Annotated in this window: 19 protein-coding genes, 1 tRNA gene and 1 pseudogene; 5 read left to right on the forward strand and 16 right to left on the reverse strand. The window is 56.0% G+C overall.

Going from position 1 to position 18828, the window contains the following annotated elements; all coding sequences use genetic code 11:
• Positions 1-11 precede the first annotated feature (11 nt).
• From JET17_RS17030 to JET17_RS17065, 8 genes and pseudogenes are all read right to left on the reverse strand, one after another.
• Positions 12-551, reverse strand: coding sequence for a toll/interleukin-1 receptor domain-containing protein (locus JET17_RS17030; RefSeq protein ID WP_012315198.1), 540 nt, complete (start codon positions 549-551; stop codon positions 12-14).
• A gap of 75 nt (positions 552-626) precedes the next feature.
• A complete protein-coding gene (locus JET17_RS17035; RefSeq protein WP_012315199.1) occupies positions 627-1178 on the reverse strand; it encodes a toll/interleukin-1 receptor domain-containing protein in 552 nt (183 codons plus the stop codon).
• 35 nt (positions 1179-1213) lie between these two features.
• Positions 1214-1690, reverse strand: coding sequence for a TIR domain-containing protein (locus JET17_RS17040; protein WP_012315200.1), 477 nt, complete (start codon positions 1688-1690; stop codon positions 1214-1216).
• 4 nt (positions 1691-1694) lie between these two features.
• On the reverse strand, positions 1695-3143 hold the full coding sequence (locus JET17_RS17045) for an SIR2 family protein (protein ID WP_012315201.1): 1449 nt from the start codon (positions 3141-3143) through the stop codon (positions 1695-1697).
• A gap of 227 nt (positions 3144-3370) precedes the next feature.
• A pseudogene (locus JET17_RS17050) lies at positions 3371-3485 on the reverse strand (IS66 family transposase); the annotation flags it as partial.
• Positions 3486-3687: 202 nt separating this feature from the next.
• The gene (locus JET17_RS17055; RefSeq protein WP_012315202.1) at positions 3688-5685 is read right to left on the reverse strand and encodes a DUF3732 domain-containing protein; all 1998 of its coding nucleotides are present in this window, start codon (positions 5683-5685) and stop codon (positions 3688-3690) included.
• The gene (locus tag JET17_RS17060; RefSeq protein WP_012315203.1) at positions 5669-6175 is read right to left on the reverse strand and encodes a three component ABC system middle component; all 507 of its coding nucleotides are present in this window, start codon (positions 6173-6175) and stop codon (positions 5669-5671) included. Before JET17_RS17060 ends, JET17_RS17055 begins: the two co-directional genes overlap by 17 nt.
• Positions 6172-7377: an ABC-three component system protein gene (locus tag JET17_RS17065; RefSeq protein ID WP_012315204.1), complete on the reverse strand. Its 1206-nt coding sequence runs from the start codon at positions 7375-7377 to the stop codon at positions 6172-6174. Before JET17_RS17065 ends, JET17_RS17060 begins: the two co-directional genes overlap by 4 nt.
• 768 nt (positions 7378-8145) lie before the next feature.
• On the opposite strand from JET17_RS17065, the gene JET17_RS27330 reads away from it, so the two are divergent.
• The 5 genes from JET17_RS27330 (at position 8146) to JET17_RS17090 (ending at position 11729) form a co-directional block, all read left to right on the forward strand.
• Positions 8146-8691, forward strand: coding sequence for a class I SAM-dependent methyltransferase (locus JET17_RS27330; protein WP_323757193.1), 546 nt, complete (start codon positions 8146-8148; stop codon positions 8689-8691).
• Positions 8692-8855: 164 nt separating this feature from the next.
• Positions 8856-8996 carry a hypothetical protein gene (locus tag JET17_RS27335; protein ID WP_225521856.1) on the forward strand — a complete coding sequence of 47 codons (141 nt, stop codon included), beginning with the start codon at positions 8856-8858 and terminating at the stop codon, positions 8994-8996.
• 153 nt (positions 8997-9149) lie between these two features.
• Positions 9150-9362 (forward strand): hypothetical protein, encoded by a 213-nt coding sequence (locus tag JET17_RS17080; protein ID WP_012315208.1) that lies wholly within the window; start codon positions 9150-9152, stop codon positions 9360-9362.
• A gap of 321 nt (positions 9363-9683) precedes the next feature.
• Positions 9684-10481 (forward strand): DUF5131 family protein, encoded by a 798-nt coding sequence (locus JET17_RS17085; protein ID WP_012315209.1) that lies wholly within the window; start codon positions 9684-9686, stop codon positions 10479-10481.
• A gap of 18 nt (positions 10482-10499) precedes the next feature.
• Positions 10500-11729 carry a three-Cys-motif partner protein TcmP gene (locus tag JET17_RS17090; RefSeq protein ID WP_012315210.1) on the forward strand — a complete coding sequence of 410 codons (1230 nt, stop codon included), beginning with the start codon at positions 10500-10502 and terminating at the stop codon, positions 11727-11729.
• A gap of 318 nt (positions 11730-12047) precedes the next feature.
• Here the strand turns inward: JET17_RS17090 and JET17_RS27340 are convergent, their stop codons facing one another.
• From JET17_RS27340 to JET17_RS17130, 8 genes are all read right to left on the reverse strand, one after another.
• Positions 12048-12365: an AAA family ATPase gene (locus tag JET17_RS27340; protein WP_012315211.1), complete on the reverse strand. Its 318-nt coding sequence runs from the start codon at positions 12363-12365 to the stop codon at positions 12048-12050.
• 121 nt (positions 12366-12486) lie between these two features.
• Positions 12487-14292, reverse strand: a complete 1806-nt coding sequence (locus JET17_RS17100; protein WP_012315212.1) for a tyrosine-type recombinase/integrase — start codon at positions 14290-14292, stop codon at positions 12487-12489.
• 220 nt (positions 14293-14512) lie between these two features.
• Positions 14513-14588: transfer RNA gene (locus JET17_RS17105), tRNA-Gly, on the reverse strand.
• Between the two features lie 63 nt (positions 14589-14651).
• The gene (pgsA, locus tag JET17_RS17110; protein WP_012315213.1) at positions 14652-15212 is read right to left on the reverse strand and encodes a CDP-diacylglycerol--glycerol-3-phosphate 3-phosphatidyltransferase; all 561 of its coding nucleotides are present in this window, start codon (positions 15210-15212) and stop codon (positions 14652-14654) included.
• Positions 15213-15245: 33 nt separating this feature from the next.
• Positions 15246-17069, reverse strand: a complete 1824-nt coding sequence (gene uvrC / locus JET17_RS17115) for an excinuclease ABC subunit UvrC (protein ID WP_012315214.1) — start codon at positions 17067-17069, stop codon at positions 15246-15248.
• Positions 17070-17074: 5 nt separating this feature from the next.
• The gene (uvrY, locus tag JET17_RS17120) at positions 17075-17713 is read right to left on the reverse strand and encodes a UvrY/SirA/GacA family response regulator transcription factor (RefSeq protein ID WP_012315215.1); all 639 of its coding nucleotides are present in this window, start codon (positions 17711-17713) and stop codon (positions 17075-17077) included.
• Between the two features lie 63 nt (positions 17714-17776).
• Positions 17777-18166: a helix-turn-helix domain-containing protein gene (locus JET17_RS17125; RefSeq protein ID WP_012315216.1), complete on the reverse strand. Its 390-nt coding sequence runs from the start codon at positions 18164-18166 to the stop codon at positions 17777-17779.
• 153 nt (positions 18167-18319) lie between these two features.
• Positions 18320-18751, reverse strand: coding sequence for a GNAT family N-acetyltransferase (locus tag JET17_RS17130; protein WP_012315217.1), 432 nt, complete (start codon positions 18749-18751; stop codon positions 18320-18322).
• Between the last annotated feature and the right edge of the window lie 77 nt (positions 18752-18828).

Below are 18828 nucleotides of genomic sequence, written 5' to 3' on the forward strand. Positions count from 1 at the left end.
GCGTTCTTGGCTCAGCGACGCAGCCAGGACTCCAGAGTTTCAGCCGTGTTCGTCTTCTCCGTATAGACCATCCACAATTCATTTGGATAGCCTTTCAGCTTGCCCCAGACGATCCGAGGATAAAGCCCCATGTACTCCCACGACGACCAGCTATCGTCGCTTTCATAATCTGAAGCAGCAAAAATGGCTATTCGGTTGACACCCTTCTTACCATCAGCAACGCCCAATTCCCATGGAACCCAGCGACTGTCTTTGCTGTTAGGGCTAGTGAGCAGAACGAAGCGTTTGCAGTCCGTGATTCGCTTTTTCAGAAGCTCAGCAGTCTCTTCAGATGTGTGTTTCGGCATTTCTGGATCGACTTCGTCGATGTACGGCATTCCACCATGATTGGCGATGACTTCAATTGCCCCCATCACCAAGTCTTTATCTTTACTCGAGTGAGAAATGAACGTCATATTATAAGTGGACGCCATTGACTTGGCAAAAGTCCGGTTCTGCGTCGCCTGGGAGGAAATATTTCGAAGCTCAGATTTCGTTACGTTACGAACCATATTATTCTACTTTTAGAACTTCTCACCCATCTGGCGATGAGCAAAGAGTTCGGATTAGATCAAGACAAGGACTTACTATCTAGAGGTATCGTTCACAAAGGCATACAAACCAATCCTGCCCTCAGATACCCCCTCAACGTAAATCTGTGAATCATCCTCAATCACCAGCGGATACAGCCCGAGGTACTCCTGTCCGTTGTACCCTGATCGTTCGCTCTCTACCAGAGGCATAATCGCGACTCCGCCTGCCTTTTGACCGTCAAAATAGCCCAGTTCCCAAGGCATCCACTTGGAGTTCTCGGCGTTATCCGTGGCAATGTAGACCAAACTGGAACAATGCTGCATACGGTTGCGCAGTAGATCCGCTGTTTCCTTGTTGACCTGCGTACGATCGAGCTCCTCATCGTTCACCCAGTCGACATAAACCGTATAGTGCTTTTCCTCCAGAAGCTCCTTGACCCCGAGCACCAGATCTTTGTCGGCGATAGAGTGCGACAGGAAGATGTCAAACCGTTGGGTCGGATCATATTGCTCACTGGAATAGGACTGCGTGCCGGTAACCGACCCAAGCGTGACCTTGGTTCGCTTCGCCGCAGCTCGCGCCTGTTCTTTAGTAAAGAAAGCCACGTAAGCCTTGCTCCCTTATCTTTAAAGGGGTGCGCTTACGCGCACTCCTTGATGGCAGTTTCAATCCATGCTGGCAGGTTCGCTTTTATAGAACCGTAAGCATCATCTGCCCGGGGGTCGTAAACCCGTGGGCTGTACACCGTTCCGTTAGCCCGCTTGAGCGTCACGTAGTCGAAGGGGTTGAGGCCGTATGCCCCAGTGCCAGCATTTGGACACTTGAGGTTGTGGATACGAACACCAACCACAGGGATGCCCAACTCCCAGGCCTTCATGATCTCGAACTTCACCCATTTGCGTGATGCTGTCTCTTCACCAATCAGTACCACCAGGCAGGTCTTGCGCTTGAGATTCTCGGTGATCCAACGCTTGACCCCCTCCTCCGAACGCTTGATCTCCTCCCAGTGGTTTGGGCTCACGGGTTCATCACCATCGATCACCCCCATGTTGCGAATCTGCTGCACGCGCAACACATCCTTGCCGAAGTGGAAGCTATAAAACACGTTACGCTTCATCGCCTTATACCCCTTCCAGCTTCTTGATGATGGTGAGCACTGCAGCTTCGATGGATTTCGCACCGGCAGCCGGATCGTTCAGATTCTTAAGGCTTTCAGCCAGCCACTGATCATCAGGAGCGTACTTGGCCGGATCAGCCATGACCTTCTCTGCAAGCTCCTTGGCCTTGTACCCCGTAGCACCGATCGGCACCGGAACAACCCCCTGGCGCACAGCAATGTCGAACTCTCGCTCCACACCAGGCGCGCTCACGATCTCCCCGCCTTCAGTCTTGTTGCCGAAGACGAAAAGCGCGATGCCTGAGAGTGCGATCATCCGCTCACGGTATTGCTGCCATAGCACTTTCAGGTCCTGCCCCTGGGAAGCAACCTGCGGGAAGGGCCTCATCACAAGCTGGTCTTCTGAGAACTTCTCAGGGTTGGAGTAGATTGCATCCAGAGCACCGTTGATCACAGCGCTGCCCACCCCCCAGCCGAAGCCGTTCACCACCCGATAACCATGCTTCACCAAACTGGATGAGAGGGAGTGAATGAAATCCAGTGCTTCATCCTTTTTCCAGTCGCCATACTCCTCGGCGCTGCCGGAAATGAAGATGGTTTTCTTCAAGAATTGCTCTTCGATGGCGCGCAGGATCGCTGGGATATCGGCGTATTCGTCCACCAGCAGCGTCTGAATGCCGAAGCGTTTCAGATCCTGGATGTGCAGTTCCTGCTTACGCCGGCGGTACCGAGCCGCTTCTTCGTCTTCGTTCTCATACAGGCTGGAAGGCTCGCGACGCAGGAAGCAGAAATGCTCACGGCGAGCATGCTGCGGCACGTGCAAGCGACTGAGCACGTAGTCAAGGTTCGGATCCGTGAAACTGAACCCGATGAAAAGGAACGTTTTGGAGATCAGATCGCCGCTCAAAGCCGTCACAAAGGCTTCGTGGGTCTTGTAGTACTGCTCGTACTGTGATTTGTAGAGGATCGCTTGGGTCGGGGACAACGCGTCACCGTGCATCTTGTAAACCACAGCATCACGCTTGGGCCGGGTGGTCAACAAGTCATCAATCTTGTGCTTCACATCCGGTACACGCTGATGCTTCCTCAGGGAGTCCTCAATCAGTTGGTCGTAGTTGGTTGTCCAGTAGGTACGAATGGGCAACCGCGCCAGGATCTGATGCGAAGTTGACGGTTCCGCATGCTCAGAAAACTCTTCGATAATACGACGAGCCAAGCCACCCGAGCCGCTGCGCTCGTTCACATGGAACTGGGCGAGGGCCACGAGGTCGTGCTCTTTGTCGACTGACAACCCTACCTCTTCGGCCACCTCGCGCATCAGCTCCGGCCAGTTCACAAAACCACTGTTCCTGGAGAGCCCTGCTCCTGCAAAAACTGCTGCAACACCTTCGTTCAAGTCACGAACGTAGCGCCTGATGAAAATCTCAATCTCTGGTGAAAATTTCTTACGCATGAAACGACTTCCCAAAGTAGCACGCCGAATACGGCAAAACTGCGGCGACAGAGCCTCTCGACGCAGATCCATGAGCCGTTACCCAGCCCGCCAAATAACGCTACGCCAATATTTACGCTATTCGCTGCTCTACCAAGGTCGTCTTGAAAGGAAATGAGAAATAGTGAAGCCCAAGCGCCAATAAGCTGGCGCCAGAAACACATGCAGAACTGGACTTTTTTATAATTAATAATCCAACTCATCTGAATTAAACGCCTTGGAATATTGGTACCGTGACGGTCCAGTACCTTTTTCGAAACGATAAAGGGGTAAACCATCAACGTACTTGGTGGTCAGCAGCATGGTCGGACGAGTACTCGCATACAAAAAGTCCCCTGTCTGAACCTGGCTTGGAGGTATCTACGAAACCAGGGATGGTTCATTCATACGCATTATTTACATACAGGCTCCTTTGCCAAGATGCTCTTTATTTCACTCTAAAGACTACTGGTTTTATTAACACCTGAGCCAGTTGTACCCGAGCAACACAACTGGCCACGGGTACTTACGCTAAGTCATTGTGACGGTGGATCCAGTGGGCAGGGATGAGCCCGTCGTCTTTGCTCTGCCACGCCGCTACGGGCACGGTGTCAGCGACCTGTCCCCAGATGTCTGGGCCCGCATGTTCAAGGACAATGATCTGGATGAAATGGCCGGCACGCTTGAGGCCTTCAGCCAAGACTTCGAAGATTCGGCGCGTGGCAACGACATCCGCTGGCCGGGCTTGATTCACCGCTTCGAAACCCGCATCCAGTGCGTTGATGCCACCGGTATTGCTTGGGAAATAGACCTGGCTCGGTTGGTCGATCACGATGAAGCTGAAAGGTGGGAGCTTGCGATTCTCCTCCTTCGACAGGTATTCATGAATGCCTAGGAACGTCGCGATGTGATAGCCCATCCAGTTCGCACCACTGCCGATTTCCCAGAGAAAATCCCGCTGGCCGTGGGAGTCGAAGCGAAGCGTGAGCTCTTTCCGATCGAGATAAATCTGAGCGCCAGGCGTTCCGTTCAAGCCGAACTGATCCGCATAGTCCTCGAACATCGGGGCCAGCTGGGCATCGACCTTCCGCTCTTGCTCAGCCATGTCAGTCAACGACATCTGGAAGTTGTAATGCCGAATCAGGCTTTCCAGCTCGGTCATGCGCTTGGTCAGACCCTCGTCTGCTTCAGCGCCGTCCAGTTGTTTGATTAGCCGGCTGATCTCACCCGCCACATAGTAGATCTGGCCAATGGCATTTCGGGTACGCTCATCCTCTTGGATCAAGCGACTCTGCTCTCGCATCAAACGCGACAGCTCACGCTCCTCCTTGGCGCGCTGCCGTTTCAGCGTGGCCAGTTGCTTGTCGACGACGGGATTGTCCTTGAGCGCGTCCGAAATCCGGGTAACCTTGTTGACCTTCTCTTCCAGATTCTCGATCACCATAGGCAAGGCGTTGGTGAACGAGCCACAGGCCACGCAGTGCCCACCGTCAGAGACGCTCTGTTTGAGCCAGTCGAGACCAATGACATGGGACTTCTCAGTATCAATGGCCGCGACGAATCGCTTGCTGTTACGTGCCAGGTGGTCGAAGCCATCGATCTGGGCATCAAATTCGTCAACGATACGTTGTTGCTTCCCGACTTCCTCGATGATCACCTTCAGCTTTTCTGAGATATGCAGTCGTTGAGGTTCCAGAAGTGTCTGCTCAAGCCGTCCTTCATGGGTCGCGATGACGACCTTCTTGAGCAGTTCGACTTTCTGAGCGCCCTGGGTGCTGGTGCGCTCAAGCAAGCCCAGCTGAATGCAGCGATCAAACAGTTGGTCGACGTCAGCATATTGGCTCGCCTTGGCCGCATCGTGGACTGCTAGCTGCTTGCGCAGCCGATCTTGCTCGCGCTGCGCTTCATCCCGACGCCGTTCGTTCATGATGTAGTTTGCATCCACCATACCGAGCGCGTAGGGCATGGCTCGCGTCAGGCGCTCCTTGTGAGCAAACGAGTCGGTTTTGAAGAACAGGGTGTTGGGGTTTGCCACGATGTGCTGAGGCAGGAAATTGAACGCTGCCATGTCGCGATAGGAGCTGCGGCGATCAAAGCTGGACGGCTCTTCCTCATCGGAGTGGGGCAGGTCACTGACCCGAACCATGCCATCAAAGGCGGCTTTGTACTGCGCCAGGGAATGGGTACGGTAAACGGAGTCCGGGATCTGTTCATCGTCCACCTCCAGCATGCAAAGCTCGTTGGAGCCTTGGGAGTTTCCTGGAGTGCGTCGCGCGACGATGTAGGTCGTACCGAGAACGCGGATTTTCATCCCGAACCAATCCACTGTGTCGCGGATGATGCCGATCGGAATATGGCACTTGGTCGCGCCCAGCACGTAGTCAATGATGTGCACAATTGACGACTTGCCGGTGCCGCTCAGCCCGTAAATGATGTTGATCTTCCCGTCTTGAAAGGGAATGACTCGTGGCTCCAAGCCAGGGCAGCGTGGCCAGAGGATGACTGCGTCAATCGTGAATTTCATTGGGAATCCCAAACAAGAGCTTGTACAGGTTTTCTGTCGTGTCGGTGGCAAACCACTTCGCCAGTTTCTCAGTGGTCTGCAGCATGGCCGAGGGAATGGTGTTCTTGATGCCTCGTGGCCAACGGTCGACCAAGACTTGGAAGCTGGTCTCACTCCCCTTGGTGCCGATCTTTCCAATCAGGCGCGAAGAAACGGCGAGATTGAGCCCTTGTAGGGTGGTAGCCGCATGGGCGGACACCCTTCGCTGCAGATCAATTTTCAACACCGGGGTCTCCCTGAGCACAGCACCCAAGGTGGAGCGGCTGGTGCGCGGGCTCAACGCATCGCGTGAGCGCTGATTCCACACCAAGGGCAGCACCAACATCAGTTTCGGTAGATCCGGGGTTTGCCCAAGCCCTGCCTCTTGGTATTCGCCTATGAAGTGTGTCAGCAGAAAGCAGGCCAATGACGAGTTGTGGATCAATTGATGATCCAGATACACCTCACTCATGACTCCTCCTCCGAGGTCGGCGCTTCACGGTGCCAATGAATGGGGGACTGTGTTCCATCGGCATTGGCCATCCGGTGGTAGGTGCCGCTGAACAGGTACTGAGCCGTGGAGCTCACCCGTCCCACTTTCATGGGAAAGGTTTCTGGAAACAAGGTTTTGGTCATCACAGACCTGTAATCAGCCGTGTCGTAGTCATCCAGCGACGTCATATTGTCCAGCTGGTGGCGGTCGTTGATCGCTTCCCAGCGATCACTGAGCACACGCTCAGCTACATCAAAGTCCTCGGCCAGAACTCCACCTGATTCCAGGAGGCGGATGCGCTCAGAGTAGGCGGCACAGTAGAAGCCGAATTGCTTCATCAGCAGGTTTTTCGGCATGTTGATTTTGGTGAGTTGCTCCACGAAAAGCATGTCCGCGGGGTCGATCTTCTCGGCCCACTCTGCGAACTCGGTTTTCTCGAAGGGCAGAGGTTCCCAAGGGCCATTCATGAACGCTTCAACGAGCGTTTGACGCTTGTTGTAGTAAGGCTGAGCGGTCGTCCAGAAAGGCTTGCGGGCTACCCAGGATTCCTGGCAACGGTCGAACAGGAAACCGACCAGACCATGGTAGATGTCCTCAGCATTCGCCACTGCGTCTTCCGGGAGGTGGAGGGACGCGATCACCCGCTGCTTCATCTGGGCATTGAGTTGGCCGTCCTCAATGGACATGTGCTCGATCAGAAATACCAAGTCGGCGTCCGAGTAGGCGATGACATCCCGAGCGATCTCGCCAGGCTTGCCTGTCATGCCGCCGGCATGCGTTCGAAGCGCAACGACCGCGTCTGCCACGTCTTGCTTTGAAAGGGCATCAGAAAGCCGCATGGCCAGTGTGCCTTTCTTAAGCACTCGGTTCGTGACGAGGAGAAACTGCAACTCGTCATGCTCCTTCCGAGCAGCCGCTAACCCGTTCAACCAGATGCGGAGTGTCTTCCACAGGTTTTTACTGCTGTCTTGCAGTGGGTTTTTGTGGGGCCGGACAGACAGCTTCGCTTGTTCTGACACACGCCGAGAACCTGTAGCGGTCTGGCTGATCTCTTCAACATCATCAGCCGTTTCAATGCCGAATCTGGTCTGCGCGTTGGGGGCCGTGAAGATTCGGTACAGCGCGCGTTCGTACTGGTAGCCATACCCCGCTGCGCTGGGGCTAGCATCTGGATCCTTCATCCTTCCATCTCTCAGTCCATACCCGTGTAACGGTGGGGCCGAGCCCCCATTTTTCTTTCCATGGCACAGCGAGTACAGGAATGTACCGACGGAGATGTCATTTGGCCATAAATTTGAGGGGCTAAATCGCCCTTTCGCCTGGGCGGGCCAGGATGACCGGATGAAGCTCAAGAGCTTCACCCTGGCCGGCGAGAGCTTCCTCATGGCCGGCTATCATTTCGCCGTGAAATCGGCCTTCCGCCGCGCCCGCGAACTGACCGTCAGCGAAGAAGCCAAGAAAACCCTCTACACCCTGGGGCGCATCCATCAGGAGCAGGGATCCTTCGCCGAGGCCCAGAAATACTACGAAGTGGTGTTTACCCTCAGCCCCGACTACCTCGACGTCGACGCCCGGCTGCAGCACCTCCGACGCCAGGGCGCACAACCTGAAGGCCTGCGCCCAAGCGACGACAAGGACTGGTACGCCAACCTGATCCTGGAACTGCTCGACCCCGCCGCGCAACGCGGCTTTACCCCAAGCACCGTACGGGCCACCCAACTGGCGGGCGTTGCCGAACAGCGCGGGCGGCTGCTCTCGGTGATCGCCGAGTTCGCGCAGGACAAGGCCGCCGATGCCGCCGATGCCGCACTGGACTATGACGTGGCGGCCTACATGCGCTACGACTGCTCCGTGCCTGAGGACGAAGCCAAGAAATCCCTCGAGCTGGTCAACATGCTCGACTGCCTGCCGCGACCGGCCGCTACCCGACCCTGCTGGCCCGACAAGGCATCCAGGCCTTTCGCGTCGACCTGGAACCCAGGGCGGTCGAGTATGCCCGGCAGAAGACCGGCGGCGCGCTCAATCCGGACTTCCACCAAGGCGACGCCAGGGCGCTGCCGTTCGAAAGCACTCAGTTCGACCTCATTACCTGCATGATGGGCACGGCGGCGCACTTCCCAAGGCAAGACTTCTCCAGGGTCATGTCGGAAATCCATCGCTGCCTGGTGCCGGGCGGGTTCTGCGTGATCTCGACCTGGGACATCGAGTGTCCACACCTGACCTACCTTTCGATCTACTCCCACGAGCAGAAGGAACTGATGCGACAGAACGCCATCAGCCGTGGCGAGGCCATTGAGATCGCCCGGGCGCAGGGCTTCGCGGTCGAGGAAATCCGTCCGCTGGGCCTGCTCCCCGAATCGCTGGGCTACGAGCTCGACCTGCAGCAGGACGGGCCCGCCAGGATCCACAACCTGCTGGACATGGATCTTGCGCTGAAGGCCAAATTCCCGAGCCTGCACGGCCAGATGTACATGCTGATCATCCGCAAGACCTAAGCCGCCCGGCCAATCGGAAAAACGCTAGCCTTCAACATTTTCAGGACGTTCGTGCCTCTCTCCTGTTGTTGCTCATTGCCTTCGTCGATGCTTCCGGGCGCGGCCTCTTCCTCGCAGGCGCCACGTTCTTCTATACCTAGGTGGTCGGCCTGAGCAGCGTCCAGGTGGGCATCGACCTGGCCCTGGCGGGGCTTTGCGGGCTCGTCTGCACGGTGCCCATCGGCCGGATCGCCGACCGCCTCGGCGCTGCCCGGGTGCTGGCGATGCTGCAGGTCTCCCCTCCCAACATCGCTTGGCCTGGGTGATCATCGAGCGAATGCAGACCGCCGTCGGCATGGCGAGCGTGCTCAAAAGTCGCCATTCTCGATCGTGCATTCTTCTGGGGGTATCGACGGGTATTTCTGGGGGTACATTTTTTAATTCGCTAACCCAAAATACCGCCCCAGAGCTCTGTCCAAATGTTCTTCGGAAAGCGTCTGCATGTGGCAGTGATCCAAGGCGAACCGCTGATGCAGAAGGCGATGGACGTTCTTCTGAAGTTTCATGAGGCGCAGGGGGGGCTACCTGTCGATCAAGTCGAAGAGCTGCGCGTTGAAGCTGAGTTCTTTTTCCAGGCCGTCAGTGCCTATCAATTCCGAGTGTTGGCCGGTGCGGCCTCTACCCTTCAATGAGGGGATTCCTGCTGGGATTCGCAGGGTTGATCTCTCCCGCTCAGGTGCCATCCGCGCCAGTCACAAGCTCACCTTCATCGCTCCGCAGGGTTGCAGAAATCCTCACACGTTTAGGCCGCAGGCTTGGCGAAGGACGATTGCGCGCGCCATACACCACCGGCTGTAGTGGCATCGCGCCCAAAAAGCGGACGTCTTTGATGCGTTAGGGCATAATGTCCTAATGGGCGGTCTGCATGCAGGAGCACGCGATGCGCCACCCTGGGCCGGAGCAGTGCGACGCGCCTACTTACTAGATGTAGAACCGATCGTGCAGGTGCAGAGATGGCTGAGACCCAAATCGAGTGGACGGACTCCACATGGAATCCTGTTGCGGGCTGCTCAATAATTAGTGATGGGTGCAAAAACTGTTACGCCATGGAAATGGCCAAGCGCCTAGAAGCGATGCGCGTTGAAAAATATGCTGGACTTACTAGAAAGTCTGGCAAGCGCACAGTCTGGAACGGTGTAATACGCGAAGACGAAAAATCATTAGCCATTCCTTACAGCTGGAAAAAGCCGCGGAAAATTTTTGTCAACTCGATGAGCGACCTATTCCACGACGACGTAAGCGATGAGTTTATCCTTAAAGTCTGGAATGTCATGCGCGAAACACCGCGCCACAGCTATCAAATTTTGACAAAGCGCCCTGAGCGCATGAAGAACATATTGCAGAGCAAGATCAAAGACATTCTACCCAACGTTTGGATAGGCACCAGTGTTGAAAACGCCGATGTCCTAGATAGAATTGATAGTCTTCGCGACATACCTGCAAGCATTCGATTCATTTCGTTCGAGCCGCTCATAAACTCAGTAGCCGGCGTCAATCTTAAAAACATCGACTGGGCAATCGTTGGCGGTGAAAGCGGACGATCCGCACGACCAATAAAAGAAGAGTGGATTGACGAAATTTACGAACAATGCTTGATCAGCGAAACCGCATTTTTCTTCAAGCAATGGGGCGCTTGGGGAAAAGACAATAAGAAAAGATCTAAAAAAGATAATGGCAGAGAGTACCGTGGTCGTACCTGGGACGAAATGCCTATCACAATCCTAGGCGAGCTGGGGCAGGCTTCAATCTGATAGGGAATTCTAGATCGAATGGCTGGAAAACTGTATGAATGGCTCTCTGGAGCTGTTTTAGATGATCATTCACGCCGAAAACACAAAATACTTAGAGAGTATTTCTTTCAGTATTTAACCGTGAGATGCCAACTTCCTCAGCAGTCACGATTTAAACTAGCGGTAATTGATGGGTTCTCTGGTGGCGGTCGGTACCAGTGCGGAGCAGCTGGGTCGCCAGTCATTTTCATTGAAGAGTTGAAGAGAGCTCTGCGCCATATAAATATCAACCGTGGATCACAGGGGCTTGGACTGGTAACTATTGAGTGTTTTTTGATACTCAATGATGCAGACAAAAATGTCACTGCATTCCTACAGGAAAATCTAGCACCTATAATCGCCGAGGCCAAAGATACAGAATCTAGACTTATCCTAAATACCGTATTTTTCAGCGAGCCATTCGAACAGCTTTATCCAAAAGTCAAAGAACTCCTATCAAAATATCGCTGCCGAAACGTTCTTTTCAATTTAGATCAGTGCGGCCATAGCCATGTCGATAGAAAAACGATCCTCGACATAACTCGATCAAACCCATCGGCCGAAATTTTCTATACCTTTGCGATCGAAGCGCTGGTTTCATATCTAAAAAAATCAGACCCCACAATGCTAATAAGCCAGCTAGCCCCAATTGGTTTAAGGGAAGACGACATTAGAAATCTCGAAAACCATCTAACCAAAAAAAGTTGGCTTGGTGCGGCGGAGCGACTAGTATTCCAGGCATTCAAAGAGTGTGCTCCTTATGTAAGCCCCTTCTCCATCAATAATCCGTCAGGCTGGAGATACTGGCTAATTCACTTCGCCAACTCTTACAAAGCCCGCCAAGTCTACAATAACATTCTGCACGACAATAGTAGCTCTCAAGCCCACTTTGGTAGATCGGGCCTGAACATGCTCTCTTATGACCCAGCGGAAGATGGCTCACTTTACTTATTCGGCGAGTCAGATCGAGAAAATGCTCGAAATGAACTCCAAGAAGATATCCCTCGGATCATATCTGAATCGGGTGATGCCGTGTCTGTTAGCGATTTCTATGCAAGTATCTACAACGAGACGCCTGCTCATACCGACGATGTACATGCTGCTATCATCCAAAGCCCCGAAATTGAGGTTATCACTCCTGGGGGCGGCACCCGAAGAAAGCCGAATACAATCACGGTAAATGACACTTTGAAATTCAAGAGCCAAAGAACATTCTTCCACATGCTGTAAAACAGCTTAGCCGGCATAAGCTCCCACTTATGCCGGCTTCTCAACAAACCTGAATCTGACCACCTCCCCGCCGACCCACTCACTGACTTACAATATTCGATTTTTAATCGATAGTAATTCTTTATAAATCAAAATTTCCGTAGCTTCCGCGATTGATCCGAAGGCGCTATCGTAGTTACGCGAAAGTTGGTCGCAAAAATCACGACACCAGCTTGCTTCTCCAACTCGACAAGCAGCGTTGAGCGTATGGCGTCGACCTCGTTATCAATGCCTGGGTAACCAACGACAAGCGTTTACCCAACAACGCATCGGCCTCGCTCAGGAACAACACGGCGTCTTCGGCACATACCGACTCGAATAGCTGGGCGATGTTCTTTGAGGTGCCCCCACAAACTTGCTTTCAAGGTCGGCAATTCTCGCGCTGATAAGCCGGTTACCGATGCTTCCGGAAAACGCTTCGGCGGTCAGCGTCTTGCCAGTATCTGGAGCGCCATGAAAGTTGAGGATAGTACCGCTGCCACACGGATCAACCTCAGCGAAACTCCAGATAACATAAATGGTGTGATGGTGACAAATTTTCACCAATGCCTTGTCAAGCTGCTGCTTGACTGCAGGTAAAGGTACAGCCTTGGTCATTAGACACCTCTCTGGGGCGAGCATTCTCGCCTAAATGGGTGTCCGGAGTTAGTAGACCACTACAAATAAACCAAACATTCGGACCATTGTAAGCCATACAAAAAAGAATGACGAACACGAACTATGCTATTTGTCGCACCCGAATCAGTGAAGCCAAGGTAGTCTCAAAATTCTCTGTTTGCACCACATCTAGCGGTATACGCCCTCTCAGCCTATCGTGTGGCTCACTGAGCAGACGGTAGACTTCCCAGGCTTCGAGTTGAGGCAACGACTTGAAGATTGCCAGAACCAGCTTATGCTTCACCGGATCCAACTGCCAGTCTGGAATACGCTGGCCCCGATTCCCCAAGCTAAGTGACAGCAGACGTCGTGCCTTGATATCACGGTTGATTTGATCTCGCGATTTTCCAGCCAGCCGTGCAAAAGAGAGAAGAGGTAAATTGGTCGCTGCTTCGTAGATTTCAAGCATCTCCGCACGCTCTCTTTGGATATCAGAAACCAGCCGGACGGCAGACACTTCCGACGCGCCGAATCGATCCGCTAAAGCCTTACTACCTTCAACGTCTAACGAACTCATTTCTGGTTTCATGCCACTGCGTACGGGAGGGAGAAGTAAACTCTGTAGCCCGAACGACAGCTGCGATACCCCCTCCAAGCGAATAGTTAACGGTGAGGCTGCCGCCTTGGTATGTCCTTGCACCCAGAGATCTAATCGGTTGGCCCAGTCTTGCATCATCGTACGGCGTTGCTCAACGTATTCCGCATGGTTGTACGCTGAACTCACCTTGTCCGGATCAGCATGTGACAGCTGCGCATCGATCCAGATCTTCGGGTAACCGATCTCGTTGAGTGCCGTTGAGATCGTCGCCCTCACGCCGTGCCCCGTGAGCCGGTCAGCAAAGCCCATACGTCGCAACGCACTGTTCAGGGTGTTCTCGCTGATGCGCTTGCTCAGATCGCTTCGATGGGTGAGCAAATGCCGTTGAGCGGGCACCACCTGATCGAGCAACAGGCGCACGACTTCGGCCGCCTGGATAGACAGCGGAACGATATAGGGCGGCACCTTGGCGGTTTGGCGGCGCGTGTTGCGCATCTTGAGCTGGAGCTGCTTGACCACTTCCGGCGGGATGATCCAAAGCCTACGCTCCAGGTCGAACTGGTCAGGGGTCGCCAGACGCAACTCACCAGTACGCACGCCGGTCAACAGCAACAAGCGGATACCGAGTTGCGTCTGCTGCGAGCCGCGGAACGCACGCAGCTTACCCAGGAAGTGCGGAAGCTCCTCCATGCGCAGGAAGGGATTGTGCTCCACCGGCGGCTTGGGCACCGCCACCACATCGAGATCTGCGGCAGGATTGTGTTCAAGGCCCGCTATGCGTACCAGTGCGTAGCGGAACAACTGATTGAGCCAGGTCCGGCACTTCTCCGCAGTCGTGAAGGCTTTCCTGCATTCGATACGGCTGAGCAGATCCATGAGTACATGCCGATTGATCTCATGGATCGACTGCTCGCCGATGTAGGGCTGAATGTCTTTGGCAAAAATGCGCAGTATCTGCGACAGCGTGCTCTGTCGCCCTTCTTTGAGACTCAACCTGCGAAAGGCAATCCACTGCTCGAACACCGCATCGAAGGTCTGATCATTGGCAAGGCGCAGGGCCACACGCTGCTGCTTGCGTTGTTCACAGGGATTGAATCCCTGAGCAATCAGCGCTCGTGCCTCATCTCGCCGCTCCCGCGCGTCACGCAACCCCACCTGCGGGTAACTGCCGAAGGACATGCGCTTCTGCCGACCTTCCCAGTAATAACGGAAATGCCAGATTTTGCTGCCCTGGGCAGTGACGTTGAGGAACAAGCCATCACTGTCTGCGAGCGTGTACTCCTTGGCAGTGACTCGAGCATGCCGAATCGCCATTTCCGTGAGTGCCATGGTGACCTCCTGAACCTGTCAGAGGCCAAATGCTCGTCTCGTTACCTACCCTGCTCCACCGGAAAACCGAATGAGCCGATTTCCAATTCTGGACTCATTTCTGGACTCATTTTGTCCGGCTACCCCCGGTTTTCGGTGGTTTTCGCTGGAACGAAAAAAGGGCCTTTCGGCCCTTTTTCAACGACTTACAGACTTCCATGGAACTCTGTAGATCTATAACTGGAGCGGGAAACGAGACTCGAACTCGCGACCCCGACCTTGGCAAGGTCGTGCTCTACCAACTGAGCTATTCCCGCGTCGTGATGGGTGCCATTCTAGCGATATCTAAAACGGCGTCAACCCCTTGATTCAAAAAAGTTTTATTTTTGTTCCGAACCTTCACGCAGGTGCGGCCAGGCGGCCAGCAGGTAATGGGCCATGGACCATAGCGTCAGCGCAGCGGCAACCAGCAGCAACCCGTAGCCCAAGATCACCCAGAAGGTCACCAGCGGCGGGTTGGCCAGCAGGATGACCAGCGCCAGCATTTGCGCTGCGGTTTTCCACTTGCCGAGGTTGGACACCGCCACATGCGCCCGCGCCCCCAGCTCAGCCATCCACTCGCGCAGGGCCGAAACGACGATTTCGCGGCCGATGATCACGGCGGCCGGCAGGGTCAGCCAGAAGTTGGCGTGCACCTGCACCAGCAGCACCAGGGCTACGGCGACCATCAGCTTGTCGGCCACAGGGTCGAGGAACGCGCCGAACGGCGTGCTCTGCTGCAGGCGACGGGCCAGATAGCCGTCCAGCCAATCGGTGGCGGCGGCGATGGCAAACACCGTGCTGGCGGCCATATAGCTCCAGTGATAGGGCATATAGAACAGCAAGATGAAGATCGGAATGAGCAGGACGCGTAGAACGGTGAGCAGATTTGGAATATTCATCGGTACGACTGGCTGCGGGTTGAGCCCGGCATTCTACTCGCTATGCAGGCTGGCATAAATCGACTCGGCAAGCTTTTTACTGATGCCGGGGGCTTTGGCGATTTCATCGATACTGGCGCGGTTGAGCTCCTGCAGGCCGCCGAAATGTTTCAGCAGGTCGCGACGGCGCTTGGGCCCTACCCCGGCAACGTCTTCCAGACTGGACACTCGGCGGGCCTTGCCGCGGCGGGCGCGGTGGCCGGTGATGGCAAAACGGTGGGCTTCGTCGCGGATCTGCTGGATCAGGTGCAGCGCCGGGTTGTCGCCCTTGAGGGTGAACTCGTGAGCCACGTCATTCAGGTAAAGGGTCTCGAAACCGGCCTTGCGGGTCACGCCCTTGGCCACACCGAGCAGGGTCAGGTCGGTGAAGGCCAGCTCCTGCATCACTTCGCGAGCCATGTTCAGCTGGCCCTTGCCGCCGTCCACCAGCAGCACGTCAGGCAATTTGCCCTCGCCGTCCTTGATACGCCCGTAGCGGCGCGTCAGGGCCTGGTGCATGGCCGCGTAGTCGTCGCCAGCGGTCACGCCTTCGATGTTGAAGCGACGGTAATCGGACTTGAGCGGGCCTTCAGGGCCGAATACCACGCAACTGGCTACCGTGGCCTCGCCGCTGGAGTGGCTGATGTCGTAGCACTCCAGGCGCTGGGGCACTTCGTCCAGGCCCAGCACCTCGGCCAGGGCCTCGAACCGCGCAGCCATGTGCTGGCGGTTGGCCAGGCGGGCATTGAGCGCCTGTTCGGCGTTGGTCACCGCCAGTTGCTGCCAACGGGCGCGGGTGCCGCGCACGCGGTGGCTGATGGTCAGCTCCCGGCCGCGCAGGGTTTGCAGCGCCTCGCTGATGGCAGCGAAGTCCTCGTGCACAACGTTGACGATCAACTCGCCCGGCAATTCGCGCTCGGCATTGCCCAGGTAGTACTGGGACAGGAAGGCGGCCATCACTTCGGCCACCTCTTCTTCAATACCTACCTGCGGGAAGAAGTTCTTGCTGCCCAGCACCCGCCCACCGCGCACGCTGATCAGGTGCACGCAGGCGCCACCGGGGTTGACGAAAGCGGCGACCACATCCACATCACCAGACCCGCCTTCCATGTATTGCTGGTCCTGAACCCGGCGCAGCAAGGCGATCTGGTCGCGCAGTTCGGCTGCCTTCTCGAAGTTCAGGGCCATCGCGGCCTTTTCCATCTCGGCATTGAGCTCATTGCCCAGTTGCTGGCTGCGGCCCTCGAGGAACATCACCGAATGGCGCACGTCCTCGGCATATTCCTCTGCGTCGACCAGCCCCACACACGGCCCCTTGCAGCGCTTGATCTGGTACTGCAGGCACGGGCGGGTACGGTTGGCGTAGTAGCTGTCCTCGCATTGGCGCACCGAGAAGGCTTTTTGCAGCAAGCTGAGGCTTTCGCGGATGGCTCCGGCGCTGGGGTATGGCCCAAAGTAGCGCCCCTTGGCTTTTTTCGCGCCACGGTGAATCCCCAGCCGTGGGAATTGGCCGTCGGACAGAAACACGTACGGGTAGGATTTATCGTCGCGCAGCAGAATGTTGTACGGCGGCCGCCACTGCTTGATGAGGTTCTGCTCGAGCAGCAGCGCCTCGGTCTCATTGGCGGTGATGGTGGTTTCGACCTGGGCGATGCGCCCCACCAGCGCAGCGGTTTTAGGCGCCAGGCCAGTCTTGCGGAAATAGCTGGCCAAACGCTTCTTGAGGTTCTTGGCCTTGCCCACATAGAGCAGCCGAGTCTCGCTATCGAACATCCGGTAGACGCCCGGGCGAGCGCTACAGGTCGCCAGGAACGCGCTGGCATCAAAGACTTGGGACATGAGGTTCAGAGGCTTGCGTCGACCATACCGTGGCGAACGGCCAGCAAGGTCAGTTCGACGTCGCTGGTGACCGAGAGTTTTTCAAAGATCCGATACCGGTAAGTATTGACGGTCTTGGGCGACAGGCACAACTTGTCCGAGATGAGCTGAACCTTCTGACAACCGACGATCATAAGGGCGATCTGGATTTCCCGCTCCGACAGGGCGTCGAACGGCGAACCTTGCGGCTGGAACGACTTGAGCGCCAGTTGCTGGGCAATTTGCGGGCTGATATAACGCTGCCCGGCAAACGCCAGACGGATGGCCTGGACCATCTCGTCCAGCCCCGCGCCTTTGGTCAGGTAGCCGGCTGCCCCGGCTTGCATCAGGCGCGTGGGGAACGGGTCTTCTTCACACACGGTCACGGCCACCACCTTGGTGTCAGGGTGGCTGCGCAACAATTTGCGGGTAGCCTCAAGGCCACCAATGCCAGGCATCTTGACGTCCATCAGCACGACATCCGGCTTGAGCTCCCGGACCAGCTTGAGCGCCGACTCGCCCGAGTCCGCCTCCCCCACTACCTGCAAGCCGTCGATGTCGGCCAGCATGCGTGTAATACCGGTTCGCACCAGATCGTGGTCATCGACCACTAGGACCCTAATCAAGCAGACACCTCGTCAACAGGGCGATTGGATCCCGCCACCTTAACAAAATTTTTCAAGACGGGCCTAGCGCAAAACTTCCTTAGGAAATGTCCTACGCTCACGCCACTGTGGCCGCATCGCATCACTTCGGCCTCCATCGCCCATCAGGCGCTCCAGCAAATGCGCAAACGCCGCTTTGTCGTCGGCCGCCAGGCGCCTGAACGCAGCCACTAAACCGGTTTCATCCGCCGTCAGGCTTTCCAGCGGCGCCGGGGTGCGCACACCGCTGAGCACATAGAGCGCGTCGACTCCTCTAGCCGCCAGGGCAGCCAGGTAATCGACCCTCGGTGTGCGTTCGCCACTCTCATATTTGCCCTGGGCATTGGGTTCGACGCCGCCGATATCACCAAACACCCGCTGGGTCATCCCCAGCCGTTCACGCTCTTCCCTAAGACGCGGACCGAGCCCATTCATACTGATGTTTCTCCTGCTTCCCTAGCCATCGTCGGATACTGCTCACAACCCTGTGGGCTCTTGCAGACTGCTCGGTCACTATGCCCATCGCACGCGGGGGTCGCAAGCCAGTATTGAGCCAGCACCTAGGGCCGCAAGCTTGATCTGCAAAGATCAGCCGATCACCTTCTGCATACGCACAAAACACTCATCCTCGCCCATTTCGACAAACCCCTGGCGCCGGTACAGCCGCCGCGCCGGGTTGCTCTTGAACACCATCAAGCGCAGCAACGGCAGCCTCTGTTGCGCCGCCTTGGCGACCAGCGCTTGCAGTACCCAACTGCCAACCCCTTGCCCGCGATGCTCAGGCAGCAGGTGCAGCTCGCGAATGAACAATGCCTGGCGGTCCTTGCTGAGGCTGCAGAAGCCCAGCACGCGGTCCCCGTCTACGACCAGCCACTGCTCCCGCCAATCCCAGGCCTGATCGAACGCTTCTTCGATCCACAACAGATCGAACTCCCGGTAGTACGCCAGCATGGCCCGACGCGTGAGGTCACGGGCGAAGGTGCGGTGGGCATCGGTGGCAGGTATCAACTCAATGGGCATCACACACCGCCCAGGTGCATAACCAACGGTGGCCGGGCAGCTCGCGCTTACAGCGGGTCATGGGGCTCTCCTGCATT

Source organism: Pseudomonas putida (genome assembly GCF_016406145.1).
GTDB classification, from domain to species: Bacteria; Pseudomonadota; Gammaproteobacteria; order Pseudomonadales; family Pseudomonadaceae; genus Aquipseudomonas; species Aquipseudomonas putida_E.

Excerpts from the sequence above, each read along its gene's own strand:
- JET17_RS17060 (WP_012315203.1), bottom strand. The coding sequence starts at position 6,175 with ATGAGTGAGGTGTATCTGGATCATCAATTGATCCACAACTCGTCATTG.
- pgsA (WP_012315213.1), bottom strand. The coding sequence starts at position 15,212 with ATGAATATTCCAAATCTGCTCACCGTTCTACGCGTCCTGCTCATTCCG.
- JET17_RS17055 (WP_012315202.1), bottom strand. The coding sequence starts at position 5,685 with ATGAAATTCACGATTGACGCAGTCATCCTCTGGCCACGCTGCCCTGGC.
- JET17_RS17100 (WP_012315212.1), bottom strand. The coding sequence starts at position 14,292 with ATGGCACTCACGGAAATGGCGATTCGGCATGCTCGAGTCACTGCCAAG.
- JET17_RS17030 (WP_012315198.1), bottom strand. The coding sequence starts at position 551 with ATGGTTCGTAACGTAACGAAATCTGAGCTTCGAAATATTTCCTCCCAG.
- JET17_RS17040 (WP_012315200.1), bottom strand. The coding sequence starts at position 1,690 with ATGAAGCGTAACGTGTTTTATAGCTTCCACTTCGGCAAGGATGTGTTG.
- JET17_RS17125 (WP_012315216.1), bottom strand. The coding sequence starts at position 18,166 with ATGAATGGGCTCGGTCCGCGTCTTAGGGAAGAGCGTGAACGGCTGGGG.
- uvrC (WP_012315214.1), bottom strand. The coding sequence starts at position 17,069 with ATGTCCCAAGTCTTTGATGCCAGCGCGTTCCTGGCGACCTGTAGCGCT.
- JET17_RS17085 (WP_012315209.1), top strand. The coding sequence starts at position 9,684 with ATGGCTGAGACCCAAATCGAGTGGACGGACTCCACATGGAATCCTGTT.
- JET17_RS17065 (WP_012315204.1), bottom strand. The coding sequence starts at position 7,377 with ATGAAGGATCCAGATGCTAGCCCCAGCGCAGCGGGGTATGGCTACCAG.
- JET17_RS27340 (WP_012315211.1), bottom strand. The coding sequence starts at position 12,365 with ATGACCAAGGCTGTACCTTTACCTGCAGTCAAGCAGCAGCTTGACAAG.
- JET17_RS17045 (WP_012315201.1), bottom strand. The coding sequence starts at position 3,143 with ATGCGTAAGAAATTTTCACCAGAGATTGAGATTTTCATCAGGCGCTAC.
- JET17_RS17130 (WP_012315217.1), bottom strand. The coding sequence starts at position 18,751 with ATGCCCATTGAGTTGATACCTGCCACCGATGCCCACCGCACCTTCGCC.
- JET17_RS17090 (WP_012315210.1), top strand. The coding sequence starts at position 10,500 with ATGGCTGGAAAACTGTATGAATGGCTCTCTGGAGCTGTTTTAGATGAT.
- JET17_RS17080 (WP_012315208.1), top strand. The coding sequence starts at position 9,150 with ATGTTCTTCGGAAAGCGTCTGCATGTGGCAGTGATCCAAGGCGAACCG.